The organism is Paenibacillus litoralis (genome assembly GCF_046244365.1).
Taxonomy (GTDB): Bacteria; Bacillota; Bacilli; order Paenibacillales; family NBRC-103111; genus Paenibacillus_V.
On record NZ_CP176395.1, the window covers coordinates 4,796,026 to 4,812,909 of the forward strand.

Consider the following 16,884-nt stretch of genomic DNA (forward strand, 5'->3'; position numbering starts at 1 on the left):
CCTTTCCAGTTATTTATAGTAAGATGCCAATCTTTATACTAAAGCATCTCCTTCGGGTGAAATAGTCGAATGCTCTACATGGGATATGGCCCATGGTAAAGCCGCCACTCTTTAGTGTCAAGGATTATCTTTCATCTAATCTGTCCATTCGTAACGAAGCTGCTTATCATGCCGGCAAGCCTCATCCTAGTCGATTAGTTAGCTCTCGTCTCCCTTTCGTTCTTCTTCCTTTTTATGACATTGCTACGAACATAAATTAAACGTAGAATTGTGCCAACGTGTTATTGGCAAGACTTTAAGAAGGGGCATTGAAATGGATACCTGTAAAGAGCTTGTAGCGGAAAAACGAACGTATACCGCCTCTCATGTGAAGCACACTCATTCCTATGCGCAATTGATTTTGCCTCTCCAAGGCAAATTGGCTATTGAAGCAGGAACGGAACATTTTCTATTGGACGACCAGTTGCTATTATACGTCCCTCCTGAATGCGATCATACTTTTTATTCCAATGTGCGCAATGAATTTCTGGTTTTGGATATACCGGATAAGATGATTCCCTCCAGCAGGATGAACGATAAAGGGATTTCCTACTCTTTGAACAGGAAGTGGAGAGGAATTCGTTATCTAATCTTGAATGAATTGGACCAGCAAGACGAACAACGGTCTGCTCTTATGGAGCTGTATCCTTATATTTCGCATCATTTACTCCAAGAGCAACGACCTAGATCCATTCAATTTATTCATGAGCATTATGACGAGAACATAACGGTGCAGCAGTTGGCAGCGCTTGAGCATTTCAATCGTTCCTATTATACGGAATGGTTTCTAAAGGAAACCGGAAAATCGCCGTCTGCCTATCTTCAGGAAGTCCGGTTGAGTAAGGCGAAGCAATTGCTGCGAGAAACCAGCTTCTCCATTCTGCAGATTGCTCTTCAAGTAGGCTTGGAGCATCAATCTTCTTTGACACGCTTGTTCCAAAAAAATGAAAAAACAACGCCGAGTCTATACCGAAAAAAGCATTTCATACACGGTAAGGAGTAAAAAAATTCCGATATCCGGATAAAAGTACTCATGCTCAGCCCTTTAAAATGAATATGAACTTGACCGGAGCATGGCCAAGTTCCCCTGCAAACCGTGGTTTTCGGTGAATCGCGGTTTTTGGGCATTTCACTTTAAGGAGTATAAAGGATGTCAATTGTATGGGGTTTACTATTTGCGCTCTTATGGTCTTCTGCGGCCATTGCCACGAAGTTCGGCCTGGAATCCACAACACCTTTAGCATTGGGTTCGTTCCGATTTCTAACTGCCGGATTGCTTCTTTTGCTTTATGTTTATGTTTTCAACCGGAAATATCCCTGGCCGCGATCCCGGCAATGGCTGCCGCTAATCGGGTTAGGTCTGCTAAATACGACCATTTATTTGGGAGCGACCTTTTGGTCGCTTAGCTATGTGCCGGCAGGCTTGTTTAATTTGTTCGTGGCGACGAATCCTTTTCTCGTCGCTTTCCTATCCTATATTTGGCTAAAACGAAGCATTTCGTTAAAAGAATGGCTAGGGATGGTTGTCGCAGCAGCCGGTTTGTGGATTGCCGCATGGCCATCTATCGCTAACGGCGTGGCAAGTATAAGCGGATTGATTATTTTAGGGATCGGCATGCTCTCGATGGCCTTCGGAAGTGTCTATTTCAAGAAGGTCGGCTTAGATTTGCCGGGTATCGTTATCAATACGTGGCAGCTATGCATTGGCGGCAGCTTCTCCTTGCCATTTGCCTGCGTTTTGGAGAAAGTTAAGTTTTTCCTCGTACCTGATTTTCATTTCGTCGGTTCGCTCATATGGCTGGTCTTCATCATCTCAATCGGGACTATGCTGCTTTGGTTCTATATGTTGAAGCAGGATCCCGTCGCAGCTAATAATTGGTTATTCATGACCCCCATATTCGGCTTCATTTTGGCGGCGATTTTTCTCCATGAACCGGTGACCCTATTCGATATGACAGCGACTGTCGTTGTCGTTATCGGGCTGTTCTTATCAGGCAACATTAAGAAACTTACAAGAAACTAACCCCAGACAATCTCATTCATACAGGCTCTATTGCGAACGATTACTCGAATTTGTATGCAAAAAAGACCTGCTTCATCGGCAGGTCTTAAAGGTTAACTGTATTTAAGGGAGCGCAGCAACGTAAATTGCTTGGCGAGATAGAGCGGCGTGTATGGCATATCTTTTCGAAGCCAAGCCACGATCGTGCCGATCAAGGCGGAGGAGCCGTACCAGATGGCAATATCCTTTTGAATCATTCCATTTGAAATAAAGGATTCGCTCCCCATTCTCTCTACTCTTGCAGTAATTAATTCGGTAAGCAGATGTAACAACCGGTCCGTAAAGATCGGCGTGCGCTTCGAGGTGAGAATGACTTTATAAAATTTAGCATGTTTCGCAATGTGCTCGAGCAGGTTTACCAATAACGGCCAATCATCATCCTCAGTAGGATTCTGATTCTCAGGTACATGGCTCTGAATGCTTCTGATGTCCTCGATCATCTCATCCGCCATCTTTTCCAACATATCCGGTATGTCGCGATAGTGCAAATAAAAAGTAACACGGTTGATGGTAGCGCGCTCTGCGATACGATTGACCGATATTTTCTCGATTTCCATTTCCTGAAGCAATTCAATAAAGGCATCTTTAAGTAATTGACGCGTGCGGAGTATGCGGGGATCGGTGCGGGACGCTTTATTATCCATATGTCCTCCCTTTTCCATTAACCTAGCAAACTACAATTTCCCGGCTTACGTAGTATTTTTGGGAGATAAACTACAACATACAATTCCCTGTAGACTAATTTACATTTCTTGCATACTTGTCGCTTGTAAACCCAATTGTTCTGCATATAATCTAATTTATACAATGTAAATTATATTACACGTTGTAAATTTAGTCTAGGCATCATGGAAGGATGGAGCAGGTTGAGTACAGGCAAGGCAATAGAAAGCAGTACCATAAGAAAAGGACCGGTCTTGTTCATTATGATTTTAGGCGCCTTTCTTGCGACTCTGAATCAAACGGTTATGAGCGTTGCCACCCCTAAGTTAATGGGTGATTTCAACATTTCGGCCACAACGGCTCAATGGCTGACAACAGGCTATATGTTGGTGAACGGCGTTCTTATTCCGATCACAGCCTACTTCATGCAGCGGTTTACCACACGCCAGTTATTTCAAGCCTCTATGTTGATCTTTCTTGCAGGCACGATCGTATCCGCCATAGCTACAGACTTCACCGTGCTTTTGACGGGGCGCATGATCCAGGCAGCCGGTGCCGGTATCATTATGCCTCTGCTCATGAATGTCATTTTGACGCTCTTCCCTCCCGAGAAGAGAGGCGCCGCCATGGGTATGGTCGGTTTTGCCGTTATTTTCGCCCCTGCCATCGGGCCTACGCTTGCCGGATACATTCTTGAGAATTATGCTTGGGAAACGATGTTTTATGGAATGATTCCCCTTGCCGTTCTAGTAATCGTCTGCGGGTTTATTTATTTGAGAAACGTATCGGAACGGGTCTATACCAAAATCGACATGCTTAGCGTTACCCTTTCCACCATCGGATTCGGCGCATTGCTGTACGGCTTCAGCCGGGCCGGCAGCGCAGGGTGGTCGAGCACGGAGGTACTCGCTTCTCTTGCTGCGGGCATCGTAGCCCTCGCCTTGTTTACATGGCGGCAGCTGGTTTCCCGGAATCCGCTTCTGGATCTCCGAGCCTTCCAATATAGGATGTTCTCCTTAACGACCGTCATCAACATCGCGGTCACCATGGTGATGTATGCGGATATGATGCTGCTTCCGCTGTACTTACAGAATGCCCGCGGCTACACCGCCTTGGAATCCGGTTTGCTGCTGCTGCCCGGCGCGCTTGTGATGGGCTTCCTGATGCCGGTTGCCGGAAAGCTATTCGACCGTTTTGGGGCCAAATGGCTGGCCATTATCGGATTGATTATTACGATCCTCACCACTATCGGCTTTATTGATTTGACGGACTCAACCAGCTACACCTATCTGGTACTTATGTCTACGGGCAGACGAATCGGGATGGCTTTGCTTTTAATGCCGGTGCAAACCGCAGGATTAAACCAGTTGCCGTCCAGGCTCAACGCGCACGGTACGGCTATCTCTAACACCATTAGACAAGTGGCCGGCGCCGTAGGCACTTCACTGCTCGTGACCGTGATGACAGACCGCACCAAAACTCATCTTACGGACATGATGACCTCGGAAGGGGCGAAAGGCGCAACGCAAGAACATTTGATGATGGAAGCTTCCATCCAAGGGATCAATGACGCCTATGTCGTGATTATTGGAATCGGCGTCCTAGGATTGCTGCTTTCCTTCTGGATTAAACGTGTACATGTTGCCTCCGAAGAGGAATCCATAGTGTCATTGAAGAAGGAAAGAGTCTTGGAAGCTTGAGAACCGTAATGGAAGCACCGAAATAAGACAAGAGCCGGATCCTGATAGGATCCGGCTCTTGTCTTTCCGCCCCTGGTTGCACGAAAATTCATGACTCAAGCATCGATTTTATAATCGCCCGTTTGTACACGCGGCTGAAAGAGCCGTCCTCCCCCTTTGTTCATGTCCGATTTTAGCCGTTTCTCATACTAAATTTGTCTGAGCATGGATTTGTCTACCGTTTCCTTTTGAGCACATGCAAATGTTGTTTATCCATGATCAGTCCATTACAGCCGGGATAATCCGTTCCTTAATCAATGTCCACCTGTCACGGGGATTCATGATGAATGCTGATGCAATCGCTACGACTAGGTCTTTTTCCGGAATGCAACAAATGACATTACCGCCATCGCCAAGCGCTAGGTATGCTGAAACCCCTTGCTCTTCGTGCAGCCACCATAGATACCCGTATTTATTGGGGTTTATCATGGTCGATTCATCAATCCATATCGCGGGAATCATTTGCTTATTGTTCCAAATGCCTCGGTTCAGATAGAGCAAACCAAACCGCGCCATATCACGGGGATTTAGCATTGCTGATCGGTATTTTATGGAAGCTTAGAGCCTGGACAGTCTAAAGCGCTTCAACAAAATTAAAGAAACTTGTACCTATTGTAAGGATTAGAAACATCTAGTTTGGGAATTACTCATACAAAGGAGTGGAACGTTTATGATTAGCAAAGTCGGACAAATTATGTTGTATGTAGATAACCAAGATGGGGCTCTGGATTTTTGGACGGAAAAAATGAGATTTCATGTCATTTCCGAAGAAAATAATGGTCAAGGAATGAGATGGATTGAAATTGCTCCTACAAAGGGCGCAGACACAAGCATCATTCTCCATAATAAGGAATTCGTTGCTAAAATGTCGCCTGGATTAAATCTCGGTACACCTTCTTTAATGTTTTTTAGGGAACATTTCGATCGATTGCATAGCGACTTATCAAATAAACATGTCAAAGTCGGAGAAATTGTAAATTTGCCTTCCGGAAGAGTATTTAACTTTGCAGATCATGAAGAAAATTACTTTGCTGTAATGGAAAAAAAGTAAATAGGGAAAAAGCGATCCGTTTAGGCGGCTGACAGGCATTGTCGGCCGCCTTTTCCATTAATAGGAAACGATTGTTCAATAGAAAATCGGCAGTCTAGGAAGTTATTTTCTCGTCAATGGCTGCCCTTTGACTCCGCTACAGGTAGTGCGATTCATTGTGAAGATGAGGTTACTTGGTTGGAAGATACAAACTTGTGCATTCTCCGTACGCCTTCTTCGATCTTCTCCGCAGTCAAATTTCCGTACCCAAGTACGATTTCCGCTCGATTGGGGCGGTCTCCTATCTTGTAATCGTCGGATCGTTCAATCCGAAACCCGTAGGTACTTGTGTGTTTCCATGGGAGAAGCGCATGCGACCTAGAGTGGAAATGAACCAGAAGATGCATGCCTGCTTCGTCACCCAATATAGAAATTTCTTTTCCGAAGGTGTGATGGAGCCGATCTTTCAGTACCTCTCTCCGCTTCTTATACACTTTCTTCATCGTATGGATATGACGATCCAGGTGACCTTCCTGCATGAACCGACTTAACGCTTTTTGAATTAGGAGCGGGGTGTATAGATGAAGTTTATCTTTCATCGTGACAATCGTATCGACCAGATTTGGCGGGACGATAAGAAACCCGATTCGCAGACTTGGCGATAGCGTCTTGCTGAATGTGCCTACATAGATGACCCGGGTAGGCGACAGTGTCTGGAGAGCGGGTACCGGTATGCCTTTTAGCCGGAATTCGCTGTCGTAATCATCTTCAATAAGAAACGTATCCGCTTCTTCCGCCAAACGGATCGCCCTCTGCCTCCGCTGAATAGACAGCAAGCTTCCGGAAGGGAATTGGTGTGACGGCGTCAACAGCATCAAGTGTCCCGGCGCGAACTGAGGCAGCGAATCGATATTCATTCCATTCCGATCGACCTCCACAGGGACAATCTCGTAGTTCATCATTTGAAAAATATCACGGGTTAACTCGATTGTTGGGTCTTCTAGATAGATCGAATGAAACTTGGAGGATAAGGAAAAGGCAGTTAGGAAGATGCCTTCCGAGGCACCTGAAACAATGACGACCTGTTCAGTCGAACATCGAATCCCCTTCGTCCGGTGGACAAAATCACGGATCGCGGATCGCAGTTTCAGGTCTCCAAGAATGTCCCCGTATCCTGGATCTTGATCCGTAACCGTTTCAGCCGCTTCCTTCATGTACTTCCCCCACAGGGTTCTTGGAAACAAGGCCAAGTCCGGAATGCCGGTCGCAAAGTCGATGATATCCGGGTTTGGATAATCAGCCCCTGTGTTCTCCGATACATCCTTGGAATTGTGGCTCGCCAGCGCTCGGAAAGCCGGAGTAATTCCTTCGGCCACATAGGTGCCCGAGCCTACACGCCCTTCCAGGTACCCTTCGGCTGTCAGCTGCTCGTAGACTTCGATCACGACATTACGGGCAATTCCCCATTCTTTCGCAAGCACCCGGGTAGGGAGCAGCCGGGTTCCGGCCGTCAGCTGTCCGGACTCGATCATCAAACGCAATTGGTGACAAATCTGCCGGGTAACAGAAAGCGGTGAATGCTTCTCGATATAAATCCCGTACATAAACCGACTCCTCATCATTGGTTCCTCAAATGACTACTCGATTGGATCTTCCGACAAACCACTTTTCTTCCTATTATAGGAAAGGAAAGTCGATTCGAATAGGGAGGAATTTTTTGATGAAAAAAATAGTAGGAAAAACAGATCTGGCCGTAAGTCCTCTCGGACTAGGGTGCTGGGCAATCGGAGGGAATTTTACACTGGACGGAATTCCGGATGGATGGGGAGAAGTCGACGATCAAGAATCGATTGTGGCGATCCAAACCGCGGTCCAAATGGGCGTCAATTTTTTTGATACAGCCGATGCTTACGGAACGGGACATAGCGAAGAGGTGCTGGGCACAAAGCGTTGAAAGGACGCCGAAGCGAGGTCGTCATCGCGACCAAATTCGGATACACGAATAACGAATCAACGAAAGAAGTATACGCCCTTCATGATGTATCCCCCGCCTATATTCGGAATGCCTGCGAAAAATCGCTCAAGAGGCTCGGAACGGATTACATCGATCTGTATCAAATCCATGTAGGTAACTTGAGTCATGGGGAGATGGATTCCGCGATCGATACGTTGAACCGGTTGCGTGAGGATGGGCGGATCCGTGCTTATGGTTGGAGCACCTTTGATGCTGCCCAAGCGGAAATTTTCGCGCAAAAATCGGATGCGTCGGCTATTCAGCACGCCTTAAATGTGCTGAAGGATCATGATGAAATAATCTCGGTATGCGAACGCTACGGACTAACAAGCATTACGAATAGTCCCTTGGCCATGGGTCTGCTAAGCGGCAAATTCAATCCGGAATCCAAATTAGCAGAAACGGATGTGAGAGGAAGCCGCCATGAATGGGTCACCTATTTCAAAAATGGAAAGCCCGTATCTTCCTATCTGGAAAAGCTGGAGGCGGTCAAGGAAATTTTGACCAGCAATGAACGAACCTTGGTCCAAGGCGCACTGGCATGGATATGGGGAAGAAGCGATGTTACGATTCCGATTCCCGGCTTCAAAACGAGAAAACAGGTGGAGGAATTAACGCTAGCGATTGCCTCCGGGCCTTTAACGCCGGCACAAATGGAGGAAATTGAGAAGATATTACGTTCCTTTTGAACACACGCATCAGAAATGGTGTTCAGCGAAAACGCACCCGGAATAAGAGCATGCCCAATCGGCAGCTTTCGTAAGATAAGCATGAAACTGACTTGCTGCAAGTAAGGGCGGCAGCCTAGAAGGACAAAATTAAGTACTAGACTGCCGCTGTTTTCTTGAACGTTCGTGTCCCGCTAGCGGAACACAAAAAAAATCCGCGCAGCGCGCGGATCAATGTTTGCTTAAAACGGCGTCTTTATTTGTATTGCCGGTCATACGCCTTTTGCATGGTGCTGACATACTTGTTAAATCCTAAATTTTCGATGTTTTTCTTGTAGCTGTCCCAATCTTTGTCGATATCTTTTTTACCCGTAACAAACTCCATGATGCTTTTTTCGACGAAATTGACAAGTTGTGTTTTAGGTTCCGCAATGGCTTCCGCTTCATCCGTTTTATAGAAGATCGGCGGCGGAATGATGCTTGCTCCGACTGGCTTGTAGTGATTAACTGCGGCATCCCACAGGATCTGCTCCTGGTTGAACGATCCGTCGTTCGTCACCGCTAGCGTACCTTTGTCGTCCGCGGAGGCATAAAGAATGCCGGTCGTCGCCCAGAATTTATCCGTCGGTGTGCCCCACTGGTAGGTTTGTTTCCATAAAGCCTGCTGTCCGTTTAGTCCTTTCACTCCCTGTTCCGGTTTGACCCACGTATCTCCCTCCGGACCGTAGAAGAAGTTTCTCCAGTCCAGATCATGGGAATAGTCGCTTGCCAATGCGTCGCCAAGCCGGAAGGCCACTTCCGGATCAGCGGCATATTTGGTAATGACGAACGAAGGGGATCCGAATGGTTCGTACCATGGGGTGATTGATTTGCCGTTTGCTCCCTTCAGCGGCGGCACCACGACAAAGTCATCCCGCGCCCCCTTGGCGCCGATATCGATGACGGAGCTGAGCGCCCCGTCGGCAAAAGCGCCTACCCGGTTGCCATCCGGTCCGCCGATCAATACCTTCGCTTGACTCGCCTTCAAGGAAAACGCTTCTTTATCTATTAGGCCTTCATCATATAATTTCTTCAGATACTTCAAACCGTCGCGCCATCCGTCCTGCATATAGGAAGCTTTGATTTGATTGTTGTCCATATACAGCCATCCGTAGCCTTTACCGGTGCTAGGCACAAACGGATTCATCAAAAATCCCGTCAGTTCTCCGTTCCAGCCGTCAATCGTCGCAATTAAAGGGATTTCGTCTTGCTTTCCGTTACCGTTCAAATCCTTGGCTTGCTTAAACGCAGTAAACACTTTGTAAAGTTCGTCAGGTGTTGTAGGCATCTTCTGGCCGGCTGCATCCAGCCATTTCTTATTGATCCAAAATCGCTGGGAATACATACAGTGCATGCATTCGGCCACATAGGGGAGCGCGTAGATTTTGCCGTCCGGAGCAGTAATTTGCTTGAGCAGACTAGGGTATTTGGCGATCAGCTTTTTGTAATTGACGCCGTCCTTTTGGATGTAATCATTTAAAGGCAGAAACAGTCCCTGCTGGCCGTAAGTGGCGATTTGGTCGGTTGACAGACCGGACTTCATAAACACATCCGGCAGCTTCGATCCGCTGGCCAGCATAAGATTAAGCTTTTGCTTAGCCTCTTCCGCGCCTTCCGGTCCGAGAACGAATTTCACTTGAATGTTCGTTTTCTTTTCCAGCCATTTCGTAGCCACATTGTTATCCCACTCTGTGATCCAGGAGATCTTTGGCGTATACATACTGATTTCTTGCGTCTTCGTTACAATCGGAAACTCCCCGGGCGCTGTCATGTTGGAAGACTTAGCCGTCGGATTCGCCGACGCTGCTTTCGGCTCGGTCGACTTGCCGGCAGGATCCCCTTTCCCGCTGTCGTTCCCGCTTGTGCAAGCTGCGAGCAGCAGACAGAACACTACGGAGACGATGACCGCCAAGCGGGTACTTCTCCTTTTCCGCATTGCAAACCCTCCCTGGAATAAAGCGTATATGATGAACGGCTTTAGCCGGCTCATCCTTTTATTGCGCCGATCATGACGCCTTTAACGAAGTACCGCTGGATGAACGGATAGATCACAAGCAGCGGTACGGAGGATACGATGATCAAAGAATATTTCAACAGTTCGCTAAGTCCGATCTTGGCGGAAAGCGTGTCAATATCGACGTTTTGCATCATCGACATATTAATGCTGTTAGCCACAAGGATATCCCGTAAAACCAGCGTCAAAGGCCATAAGGATTCCCGGTTGATATACATTAGCGCATCGAAATAAGAGTTCCAGATCGATACCGAGTAAAACAGCGCCAGAACGGCTATGATCGGTTTGGACAAAGGCAGAAGTACGGATATCAGATAGCGCATATCGCTGCATCCGTCGATCTGGGCCGCCTCTAGCAGCTCCGACGGGGTGCTCTGAAAGTAGGTCCTTGCAATAATGACATTAAATATCGACATCGCTTGCGGCAGGATGAGCGCCCAGCGTGTATCGAGAATCCCCAAATTTTTCACGAGTATATATGTCGGTATAATCCCGCCGCCGAAGAACATAGTGAAAGCAAAGATCATCATGATCAGGTTTCTCGGTTTAAAATCGCGCCTTGCCAGCGGATAGGCCGCCGCAATCGTCAGAAAGACACTGACAATCGTACCGGCAACGGTATAGAACAACGTGTTCGCGTAGCCTGTCATAATGCTGTCGTTCGAAAAAACCGCCTTGTAACCGGCAAGGGATACGTCGACTGGGAATAACCAAACTTTGCCGCTCACAACGGCATTCGGCGAACTGAACGATGCGCTCACTACATAAACAAGCGGATAAATAATAACGAGCAGAATCAGTAACAAAAACAAATCGTTAGCCAGATAGAACAATCGATCCTGTCTGGATATTCGCCGGTTATAGACGCTCATAGGCTCCTCCTTAGCACGAAAATCAGGCAAATGATTACCATAGGCTGGTATTTCCGAACCGTTTCGCGAGTCCGTTGACGAAGCACAAGATCAAGAAATTGATGATCGAGTTGAAAAAGCCGATAGCTGTCGAGTAAGAATAGTTAGGGAAACTGCTCAGAAAACTGAGCTTATACAGATAGGTAGATATGACTTCGGAGGTTGCAAGGTTGGTTGGGTTCTGCATAAGATATACTTTTTCAAAACCAACGCTCATGATGTAACCCGTATTAAGAATTAACAAGATGACTGCGACCGGGATAAGTACGGGAAGATCGACGTAGAGTACACGCTTGAACCTGCTGGCGCCATCCATTATCGCCGCTTCATGCTGTTCCCAATCCACGTTCGAAAGAACAGATATATACAGAATCGTGTTCCACCCCATATTCTGCCACACCTCGGACCACACGTAGAGATGACGAAACCATTGTTCGGATCCCATGAACAAGATCGGATTGCCGCCTAAAGAGCTAATTAATTGGTTTACGGTTCCGAATTTGGGAGACAGAAATTGATAAAGCATGCCGACGAGTACGACTACCGATATGAAATGGGGAGCGTAAGTGATCATTTGTACGGTCTTTTTGAAGGTGGAGCGCAGGGTAATGTTGAAGGCGAGCGCCAAAATGATCGGAATCGGAAAACCGATCGCTAGCCCATAGATCGTCAAATACAGCGTATTCCGTATAACAGTCCCGAACGAAGGTGAAGTAAAGAAGTGTTCGAAATGTTTGAAGCCGACCCATGGACTGCCGACAATTCCTTTCGTGGCGATGAAATCCTTAAAGGCGATTTGCAATCCGTAAATGGGAATGTAATGGAACACCACGATATAGGCAAGCGGTAATAATATGAGCAAGTACAGTTGATAACGGGAAGTTAGTTCCTTCTTCATTCGTTTAAAAACCGATACGTCTCTGTGAATCCGCGCATTCGTCTCCAAGTTCCTCTCCATGCAAACCTCCCTTTCGAGGTATGAAATGAGCCGCTGCTTTTGCTAAAATTCTTGTGTACCTCCGATTAGTAAGCGCTTACACACATCTGCTTCGTCAAGCGGATTCAAATGCCTCCTCCCCCGATTTTTAACGAGTTTTAGAAAACGGATCCTTACAGGATGTATGATCATATTTAATTTCATTGTTTATTATTTAGTTTACTTAGATTCTATAGGTGATATGTCAATGCTCCGTAATAATATTTGCATCATGTTCGATCGAATGTTACGTGCAATGATAAAAAGCCGGCTCCCTGTGACTTTCACAGTAGGGACCGGCTGCTGCATCCGATAGCTTTAGCTGCATACTCCGCATGCCTCAGAGCCAATGATTTTGCGCCAATTCATTATGATCAAACATGCCTATATCAACAAAATTCCTGTAAGAACGGTATATATGTTCTCTCATTACCTTCTCGGCCTCGTCGGGATCGCCGTTCTTCAGCACCTCGATTAATTCCAAATGTTCGGCTACTTCCTGGTCTTTGCTGTATTTTCTTTGCAGAATCCGATTAACCAGTTGGATCCTAAATGAAATGAATTCGTACATCGACAATAGAATCGAGTGCTTGGAAAGCTTATAAATATAGTGATGAATGTAGCTGGAATCCTGGGATAACAACTCGACGGAATCATCGGTTATTTTGGCTTTCATTTCTCCATAAAACTGTTCCAAGTGTTTGATGTCTTTGATCGATACATTTTGTACAGCCAGCCGAATGGCCATTCCCTCCAACACGGCACGATACGAATAAATTTCAAAAACGTCCTTCGCACTCAACGTTCGGACCAACGCCCCCCTGTTGGGCACCACGTCTACCACCTGCTCGCCGACCAATTGATGGATCGCTTCGCGAATCGGTGTTTGGCTGATTCCGAGCTCCCTGACCAGCTGGCTTTCTACGATGCGATCGCCGGGATTTAATTCGCCGTTGATAATTTTGTTCTTAATGAGCGATACAATATCCGCACGTAAGCTTTGATTATCCGCTGAATTACGCCTTAGCTCCATTCTCGCATGCTCCTTTATGGATATAATGGTTAATTATAACATTTGATTTAATATACATGTTTTATATACCATTTTAGAACCTTCAATTGAATCCCTGCATGCAGGCTTTTCGCGCGACAAATTTTAACAAAAACAACCATCAGGGAATATCGCCTGATGGTTATAAAAGAACAGAACGGCACCGCATGTTTAGGATTAATAAGTGCTTCTGCTTGTCGTTACCGGGCACCAACGCGCCTTTCTCAAATAGGGCAGCAAGACGTCCAAGGCTTCGTCCGTTCTGATTCTAGCCAGCGCTTCGGAAGCTGTTGCGGGCACATAACGATAAGGATCGGCCAGCGCTTTCTCAAGCGCCGGGACCGCATCTGCCGCTTCCTTCCCGACTCTTGCCAGAGCCAGTGCAGCGGTAAATCGGGTAAAGTTGTCCGGATCATGCAATAGAGCTTGGCACAAAGCCGGAACAACCAGGGAAGCCGGATGCCGGATTAAGCCCAAAGCTTCTACCGTATGCTGCCGTACGAAAGCCGTTTGGTCTTGCAACTGCTCGATTAGAGCCGGCACCGCTTCTCCGGCGGCTTCGCCGAGTTCGCCTAACGCGAAAGCCATATAGCCGCGGGTCTGATCATGCGCGGTTTCGGCTTTCAACGCTTCAACTAATGAGGGTACAGCCTCTTCTCCAATCACAATCAAGCCGTGAGAAGCATTGCAAGCAACCGAATGCACCGGGGAGTGCACCGCTTCCATCAGGGCAGGAATCGCACCGGCTCCGATCGCAGCCAATTCATAAGCGGCGTTCAAAGATACGATCTCGTTTTCTCCCTTCAGCGCTTCAGCCAACTGGCGGATACGCTCACTCTCTTGCTCCGCAGTTTGCGACAGCACATCTTTCTCCGTCTTTCCTTCTTTCGAACTTCCTGACAACCAGTTCCATTCATGCTCCCACATCAAACGATGCTCGTTCACTTGTTGTAGCGGGTCGACGGAAAGAAAATGGCTGCTCTTGTTGTTCCAAGTCGGGGATTGGGGGGCCTCCATCCGAAAGAACTGAAATTTCAACATATACCGATCGATGTCCGATTGATTTTGGGTTGCCGTATGCCAGAGATCGTAAGCAATCAGTGCCATGCTCCCGGCTTTGCCAGTCACTTTCTTCGTAATGGCTCTATCCTCTCCGGGTTTGGAATAATAATTATGGGTTCCCGGCATGAGAGCCGAAGGTCCCATATCTTCGGTAACATCTTGTGTGTAATAGAAGATAATGACGGACCACGGATGATGATTCCGTATTTTTTCATTTAGCCAATAATTGTCTTTATGCCATCCGACCTGCCCGCCGCCCGACTTGGTCAGATGGCCGTGCCGATGCGCGCTCATGATGTATTCCGGTCCCAGAATGCTGGTCAAAGCCCCGGATACGACAGGGTGTTCGAAGAAGCGTCCGATTTCCGGAATCCGCGGCAGCAGATTATTTCCGGGATTTCCTTCATCTTTGTATACTTCGTTCAATTTTTGCATAACGGTCCGATGGAATTCAGCAGGAAAATCGGTATTTAAATTCAGATATCCGTTCGTAATGAATGCTGCCATTTGTTCATCCGTCAGTAAGATCTTTTCCGCTGTCATGTGATGGATGCCTCCCCAAAATCATGATTCGGTTCCTCGTTCTTTTTACTCCGACGATCCACATGTTGCACGCCATTTCAGACGATACGATTATCATGGCATCAGCTAATTTGCGGCTGCATGGAACCGCTGTCAATACCGGTCTTGATTCATTTCTTTGCGATCAGCACTCCTTTCTTCGGATGCAGGATGAGATGATGGTTTCCATCATTTTGGATTATATATATTTTTGTAGTATTAAATATAATATCGAAGACGGACCAATATGTTTTTTCGGGAAAAATTATCCGCATTTCGCTCAGCAAGTAATATCCGACTCTGACATCGACCGATAGCAAGAATCTTATAGCTTGAAAAAAGCCGCTTATTAAACGAAATTAAAAGGCTGCCGATCGTCTCGGCAGCCTTTTCTCCATATGCTCTCAGCTGGCAGGTATATAAATATCAATTTGCCCGTCTTCGCTTTCTAATGTATGAATATCATTCCAATATTCAATATCAATGGGACGAACGCCATACGTGTTGTTAATAAAATCATAAGTAGTACCAATATGTGATTCCTCCCCTTTGTGGACAATTTTAACATAACGTCCGGAAGATACGGTATGCGTGATCATGCCATTAGGAATTTCACCGTACGAGGTCACTTCGAAGGCGATCACATGTTGATACGGCACATGGGGAGTCCATTGGCCCTCCTGAGGATAGATTTGGATTAAATACATCCCTGTCCCTTTCCTGTTTGGTATTTCATCCCTCTGTTTCTCCAAGTCCTCGCGTAAGGTTCCTACAATCTTCGATTCCAAAACATGGTTGAGACTTTCAGTTATTGAAAAACCAACCAACTTGATCGCTTCTCTTTCCAAAATATCGACTTGATAACTTGTCATTTTTTATATCCCTCCCCGTTATATGGGAAACATGCCCATATACAGATTAGCGAATATACGTTCGCTTGTAAAGATTTGTTTTCGTTATATCCGCTCAACACCATTGGCCTATGTTGCAACGAAGGCTGCCGATCGTGAGCTGAAACGGTTTGGGATGGAAACCGGATTTTACCGGTCGACAGGAGACAGCGCTTTAAGACCAAGTTTATTTAAGTAGATCAGCCGCCATTCAATCTCATCTATCACTTGACTAGAAATCTTCATTTCGTGCTCGTCGAGCGAAGCAGGTAACGTTTGAATAAACCGTAATAATTCTGTTATCGGCAATCTCGATACCTCTACGATCGACTGACCTTGAATCGTTATAGCTAAACGCTCAGGGTTCAGTTTGCTGCCGTTACAGTTCGGGCATATGACTTGTCCGGAGAAAAAATCGATCGCCCTTAGGTTTCCTTTGCTGCTTGTACCCGCATCACGCATATACCGCAAATCGGAAACACATCCGCGGTAAAAACTTTTCAATTGCTTATTTTTGTGAACGTATGAAACCGGTTCCTTATCGTATCCGAAAAGCAAAATATCAATAAACCGTTTATCTTGCTCGGCAAGCGGTCTTTCAAAATCAATTCCGATCATCTTGGCCAATTCCTTGATCATCGATACAGGACCGCAATCCGTGCCCGCCCATAAAAGCACGGCTCCATGTTTAAGCGACAGCTCGGGTGCGATCATGCGACGGGGATCGATATCGATCACAGCCCCGGTCCCGTTACATACAGAGCAAGCCCCATTTAGACTGTTCTCGATAAAATCCTTAGATGTCCAAGACCTGTTGTCCCTACTTTCTCCAATCCTTGCATAAAGCAATCGAAGATATTCCGATACTTCCGTAATTGTACCTACAAGGGCACCTGTTCTTTTGGCCTTAACCTTTTTTGGTGGGATTTGTATACGTTCCAAATTGTTAGCCCCTCTCCATGCAACATTTTCAAAAGAATCACAATAAATAAATCCATTTAAATGGTATATTTGTCCAATTAACTTCATTGTAATTGTCCTTATACGTACAGTCTATCTTTTATTTCCTCAGTCTACTAGTTGGCGAGATCATCATACACCGGCATTTCTTTCGGGCGCATATAAATAAAAAAAACCGCGATTTACGCGGCGGTTGACGAGCCTC

Annotated in this window: 15 protein-coding genes and 1 pseudogene; 6 read left to right on the top strand and 10 right to left on the bottom strand. The window is 46.4% G+C overall.

The features are described 5' to 3' along the window. Positions 1–313 precede the first annotated feature (313 nt). Positions 314–1,042 (top strand): helix-turn-helix domain-containing protein, encoded by a 729-nt coding sequence (locus tag ACKGJP_RS19915; protein ID WP_409340563.1) that lies wholly within the window; start codon positions 314–316, stop codon positions 1,040–1,042. A 147-nt stretch (positions 1,043–1,189) separates the two neighbouring features. Then, the gene (locus tag ACKGJP_RS19920) at positions 1,190–2,062 is read left to right on the top strand and encodes a DMT family transporter (protein ID WP_409340564.1); all 873 of its coding nucleotides are present in this window, start codon (positions 1,190–1,192) and stop codon (positions 2,060–2,062) included. A gap of 92 nt (positions 2,063–2,154) precedes the next feature. Here ACKGJP_RS19920 and ACKGJP_RS19925 read toward each other — a convergent pair whose 3' ends face one another. Further along, positions 2,155–2,745 (bottom strand): TetR-like C-terminal domain-containing protein, encoded by a 591-nt coding sequence (locus ACKGJP_RS19925; protein WP_409340565.1) that lies wholly within the window; start codon positions 2,743–2,745, stop codon positions 2,155–2,157. Between the two features lie 282 nt (positions 2,746–3,027). Here ACKGJP_RS19925 and ACKGJP_RS19930 point away from each other — a divergent pair, with 282 nt between their 5' ends. Continuing rightward, complete coding sequence (locus ACKGJP_RS19930) at positions 3,028–4,464, top strand: DHA2 family efflux MFS transporter permease subunit (protein ID WP_409347202.1); 1,437 nt, start codon at positions 3,028–3,030, stop codon at positions 4,462–4,464. 258 nt (positions 4,465–4,722) lie between these two features. On the opposite strand, the pseudogene ACKGJP_RS19935 reads toward ACKGJP_RS19930, so the two are convergent. Beyond that, a pseudogene (locus tag ACKGJP_RS19935) lies at positions 4,723–5,034 on the bottom strand (6-aminohexanoate hydrolase); the annotation flags it as partial. 139 nt (positions 5,035–5,173) lie between these two features. Here ACKGJP_RS19935 and ACKGJP_RS19940 point away from each other — a divergent pair. Then, positions 5,174–5,554 (top strand): VOC family protein, encoded by a 381-nt coding sequence (locus ACKGJP_RS19940; protein ID WP_409340566.1) that lies wholly within the window; start codon positions 5,174–5,176, stop codon positions 5,552–5,554. Positions 5,555–5,706: 152 nt separating this feature from the next. On the opposite strand, the gene ACKGJP_RS19945 is transcribed toward ACKGJP_RS19940, so the two are convergent. Then, entirely contained in the window at positions 5,707–7,137 is a 1,431-nt protein-coding gene (locus ACKGJP_RS19945) for a PLP-dependent aminotransferase family protein (protein ID WP_409340567.1), read from the bottom strand. A gap of 116 nt (positions 7,138–7,253) precedes the next feature. Between ACKGJP_RS19945 and ACKGJP_RS19950 the strand changes: the two genes are divergently transcribed. Further along, positions 7,254–7,487, top strand: a complete 234-nt coding sequence (locus tag ACKGJP_RS19950) for an aldo/keto reductase (RefSeq protein WP_409340568.1) — start codon at positions 7,254–7,256, stop codon at positions 7,485–7,487. Beyond that, complete coding sequence (locus ACKGJP_RS19955; protein WP_409340569.1) at positions 7,484–8,236, top strand: aldo/keto reductase; 753 nt, start codon at positions 7,484–7,486, stop codon at positions 8,234–8,236. The genes ACKGJP_RS19950 and ACKGJP_RS19955 overlap by 4 nt, the downstream gene beginning before the upstream one ends. 235 nt (positions 8,237–8,471) lie before the next feature. Here ACKGJP_RS19955 and ACKGJP_RS19960 read toward each other — a convergent pair whose 3' ends face one another. The 7 genes from ACKGJP_RS19960 to ACKGJP_RS19990 form a co-directional block, all read right to left on the bottom strand. Next, positions 8,472–10,190, bottom strand: coding sequence for a hypothetical protein (locus tag ACKGJP_RS19960; RefSeq protein WP_409340570.1), 1,719 nt, complete (start codon positions 10,188–10,190; stop codon positions 8,472–8,474). Positions 10,191–10,240: 50 nt separating this feature from the next. Continuing rightward, complete coding sequence (locus ACKGJP_RS19965) at positions 10,241–11,140, bottom strand: carbohydrate ABC transporter permease (RefSeq protein ID WP_409340571.1); 900 nt, start codon at positions 11,138–11,140, stop codon at positions 10,241–10,243. 34 nt (positions 11,141–11,174) lie between these two features. Further along, entirely contained in the window at positions 11,175–12,137 is a 963-nt protein-coding gene (locus ACKGJP_RS19970) for an ABC transporter permease (protein WP_409340572.1), read from the bottom strand. A 358-nt stretch (positions 12,138–12,495) separates the two neighbouring features. Beyond that, positions 12,496–13,188 (bottom strand): GntR family transcriptional regulator, encoded by a 693-nt coding sequence (locus ACKGJP_RS19975; RefSeq protein ID WP_409340573.1) that lies wholly within the window; start codon positions 13,186–13,188, stop codon positions 12,496–12,498. A gap of 195 nt (positions 13,189–13,383) precedes the next feature. After that, a complete protein-coding gene (locus ACKGJP_RS19980) occupies positions 13,384–14,811 on the bottom strand; it encodes a HEAT repeat domain-containing protein (RefSeq protein WP_409340574.1) in 1,428 nt (475 codons plus the stop codon). A 422-nt stretch (positions 14,812–15,233) separates the two neighbouring features. Further along, on the bottom strand, positions 15,234–15,701 hold the full coding sequence (locus ACKGJP_RS19985; RefSeq protein ID WP_409340575.1) for a GyrI-like domain-containing protein: 468 nt from the start codon (positions 15,699–15,701) through the stop codon (positions 15,234–15,236). Between the two features lie 168 nt (positions 15,702–15,869). Then, on the bottom strand, positions 15,870–16,748 hold the full coding sequence (locus ACKGJP_RS19990) for a hypothetical protein (protein ID WP_409340576.1): 879 nt from the start codon (positions 16,746–16,748) through the stop codon (positions 15,870–15,872). Positions 16,749–16,884 lie beyond the last annotated feature (136 nt).

Excerpts from the sequence above, each read along its gene's own strand:
- ACKGJP_RS19970 (WP_409340572.1), bottom strand. The coding sequence starts at position 12,137 with ATGGAGAGGAACTTGGAGACGAATGCGCGGATTCACAGAGACGTATCG.
- ACKGJP_RS19915 (WP_409340563.1), top strand. The coding sequence starts at position 314 with ATGGATACCTGTAAAGAGCTTGTAGCGGAAAAACGAACGTATACCGCC.
- ACKGJP_RS19960 (WP_409340570.1), bottom strand. The coding sequence starts at position 10,190 with ATGCGGAAAAGGAGAAGTACCCGCTTGGCGGTCATCGTCTCCGTAGTG.
- ACKGJP_RS19990 (WP_409340576.1), bottom strand. The coding sequence starts at position 16,748 with ATGAAGTTAATTGGACAAATATACCATTTAAATGGATTTATTTATTGT.
- ACKGJP_RS19930 (WP_409347202.1), top strand. The coding sequence starts at position 3,028 with ATGATTTTAGGCGCCTTTCTTGCGACTCTGAATCAAACGGTTATGAGC.
- ACKGJP_RS19950 (WP_409340568.1), top strand. The coding sequence starts at position 7,254 with ATGAAAAAAATAGTAGGAAAAACAGATCTGGCCGTAAGTCCTCTCGGA.
- ACKGJP_RS19980 (WP_409340574.1), bottom strand. The coding sequence starts at position 14,811 with ATGACAGCGGAAAAGATCTTACTGACGGATGAACAAATGGCAGCATTC.
- ACKGJP_RS19920 (WP_409340564.1), top strand. The coding sequence starts at position 1,190 with ATGTCAATTGTATGGGGTTTACTATTTGCGCTCTTATGGTCTTCTGCG.
- ACKGJP_RS19940 (WP_409340566.1), top strand. The coding sequence starts at position 5,174 with ATGATTAGCAAAGTCGGACAAATTATGTTGTATGTAGATAACCAAGAT.
- ACKGJP_RS19985 (WP_409340575.1), bottom strand. The coding sequence starts at position 15,701 with ATGACAAGTTATCAAGTCGATATTTTGGAAAGAGAAGCGATCAAGTTG.
- ACKGJP_RS19975 (WP_409340573.1), bottom strand. The coding sequence starts at position 13,188 with ATGGAGCTAAGGCGTAATTCAGCGGATAATCAAAGCTTACGTGCGGAT.
- ACKGJP_RS19965 (WP_409340571.1), bottom strand. The coding sequence starts at position 11,140 with ATGAGCGTCTATAACCGGCGAATATCCAGACAGGATCGATTGTTCTAT.
- ACKGJP_RS19925 (WP_409340565.1), bottom strand. The coding sequence starts at position 2,745 with ATGGATAATAAAGCGTCCCGCACCGATCCCCGCATACTCCGCACGCGT.
- ACKGJP_RS19945 (WP_409340567.1), bottom strand. The coding sequence starts at position 7,137 with ATGTACGGGATTTATATCGAGAAGCATTCACCGCTTTCTGTTACCCGG.